The sequence below is a fragment of the Photobacterium lucens genome (genome assembly GCF_009873615.1).
GTDB lineage: Bacteria > Pseudomonadota > Gammaproteobacteria > Enterobacterales > Vibrionaceae > Photobacterium > Photobacterium lucens.
Map to the genome: position 1 here is coordinate 1 of NZ_SSMG01000149.1, position 2,481 is coordinate 2,481.

The 2,481-nt window shown below is 41.8% G+C and carries 1 protein-coding gene; it reads right to left on the reverse strand.

What is annotated here, in order from left to right; all coding sequences use genetic code 11:
• Nucleotides 1–89 precede the first annotated feature (89 nt).
• Complete coding sequence (gene helD, locus E5A76_RS07075; RefSeq protein ID WP_161118502.1) at nucleotides 90–2,171, reverse strand: DNA helicase IV; 2,082 nt, start codon at nucleotides 2,169–2,171, stop codon at nucleotides 90–92.
• Between the last annotated feature and the right edge of the window lie 310 nt (nucleotides 2,172–2,481).

A 2,481-nucleotide genomic window follows, 5' to 3' on the forward strand; every position in this document is an offset into this window, starting at 1 on the left:
ACTCCGATTGAATATCGAAATCAGGCCTTACAAGCCGCTTAACCGAAATGTCCAACTTTATGGGGTCACATCACATGGTCGGCTTTATATTATTTGTAACGTTTTATCTTGTTATTCACTGGATACTTATCATCAATTAATTCATTGATAAACGAAGAAGTATTGTGTGAATTTGCACAAACCCAAACATGTTTACGAGCACGCGTTAAGGCAACATAGAACAAACGACGCTCTTCTGCATCAGTGTAGTTCTCAGTACGTGGCTGCATCACTGCCGCCAAGCCCGTTTCACGATCAGGTGATGGGAAAATACCTTTGTTCACATCAACAATGAACACATAATCCGCTTCACGACCTTTACTTGCATGACACGTCATGTATTCCAAGTTCAATTGCGGCCATTGTGCTTGCCATTCATCAAACTTCGCTGGTCGCTGTTTATTATTACGACCTAAGATCAACACGCTTGTTTCTTTATTTTCATAAAGTTTGGCTAAACGTGTTAGATCTTGCAGCATTAAGTCGCTATCTAACAAGGTTACCGCTTTCTTACTTTGTTTAGTAAAACTAGTGAGATCCTTTTTGATTTGGCTTGGGTTTTGTTGAATAAACAAGTTTGCCACTTCGCCAATCATGCTATTAAAGCGATATGTCGTTGATAACTCAGTAATATGAGATGAACCAAAACGACCTTCAAAATCTGTTGTTAGATTAACATCGGCTCCCGCAAAACGGTAAATTGCCTGCCAATCATCGCCTACAGCAAACAGCGTTGGAGTTGATTGACCTGCGACTTGCTGCTCACATAACGCTTCAATTAGTGCTAAACGCTGCGGTGAAATATCTTGGTATTCATCAACCATGATAAAGCGCCAAGGTGAAGTAAACTTACCTTCTTTCACATACTTGGTTGCCACATCAATCATGCAGTTAAAATCAATTTGCTTCTTCACTTTTAAGTGCTGAAGGTATGCTTGATAACACGGCCACAATAACTCCAGCTCACTCTTCATACGAGGACGCATCGCAGGGTTATTGTTATTTTGGATCTCTTCGATAAGCGCTTCTTTACCAAGACTTGATTGACCAAGCAACTCGATATGACGCCAAACCCAAGCTTGTAACTGCTCGTTCTCAGCCTGCTGCTCCATTGAGTTTTCTTTACTGAAACCCGGAACACGCCATTGCGTTAAGTGACGCTGCCACTTCTTCGCTGATTCCGTTTTGTTCCACTGCTCAATCAGCATACGTGCAATCCAAGCAGCACGAACACGAGGATCAAGAGTAACCGCAGCAACGTTTGGCTTTTCACCTTCAACTTCGGTAATGATCTGCGAACCTAAGCTGTGGAAAGTCGCCACTTTAACGCGATCGCTGACTTTCTCACGCATACGCTCAGACATCTCTTCTGCTGCTTTACGACCGAAAGCCAACATTAGAATATCTTCAGGTACCGCTTGCTGACTCGCAATCAAGTAACCTGCACGTGCCACTAATACACTTGTTTTACCTGTACCTGCACCTGCTAATACAAGGTTGTGATCTTCGTTAATTAACGCTGCTTCACGTTGTGAGTCATTTAATGGTGAGCTTTCAAAACTATCAAACCATGAGCCCCACTTCTCAGATTGTTGTTGAATCCACTTCGTATTGTGCTCTTCAACCCAATCTTGATGTTCTTCTAACCAAGGTGAGATTTTTTCAAAACTACGAGGACGGAATGAGGCAGCAAGCTCGGGCGTTAAATCCGTTTCTGCCAGAGATTGATGTAAAAACTGATGTAAAGATTCATGTTCAGAACTACGTAAATACCCCGGTTGCGATGAGAACTTGCCAATACGCTGGAGAATTTCAGGCAGTACTGAATCAAGTTTATCGACACGATTTCTCGCCCAATCTTGATAAGTTCGGATAAGGAAAGCTGCAAACGGTTTACATTCACCCCATGGCAAGCCATGAACAGTCCAACAATATTGTTGATCGGAAGAGGTAAGCTCTAACGCTCCCCATAATACGCCGCGGTGAATTTCAATTGAGCCATCCCAATCATCGAATGAGATCACTTCAGAACCCACTTGGCTATCTAATACCAAGGAGTTGTCATCCAAAGCAATACTGTAATAATCACCCTGCACTAACCACTGTGCTAGCCAACTGGCACTTAATTGCATTATCTCACCAACTTTTCCATATTCTTATATGGGTGTAATACTGAATATAGCCGCGTAAAAATGTGCCGCTAAAATAGAAAAAGTCCAATCCGCCTTGGGATCGGAGTACCCAAAATCGCTTGGGGTTATATCCCTATAGAGTACCAATAACTCATGCTCAGCCATAGCACTCTAGGCTTTATTTGCTGATAAATTCTTCGAGAAAAGTAAATCGGCAATGGCTTTTGATCTCATCATTTAAACAAAGTTCAGTAACTGAACAAAAGTTATACATTTTTGATTAAACTAATCTTTCTAAACAGAATGGTTC

Bases quoted from the DNA above. Each gene is read 5' to 3' on its own strand.
- helD (WP_161118502.1), bottom strand. From the start codon at position 2,171: ATGCAATTAAGTGCCAGTTGGCTAGCACAGTGGTTAGTGCAGGGTGAT.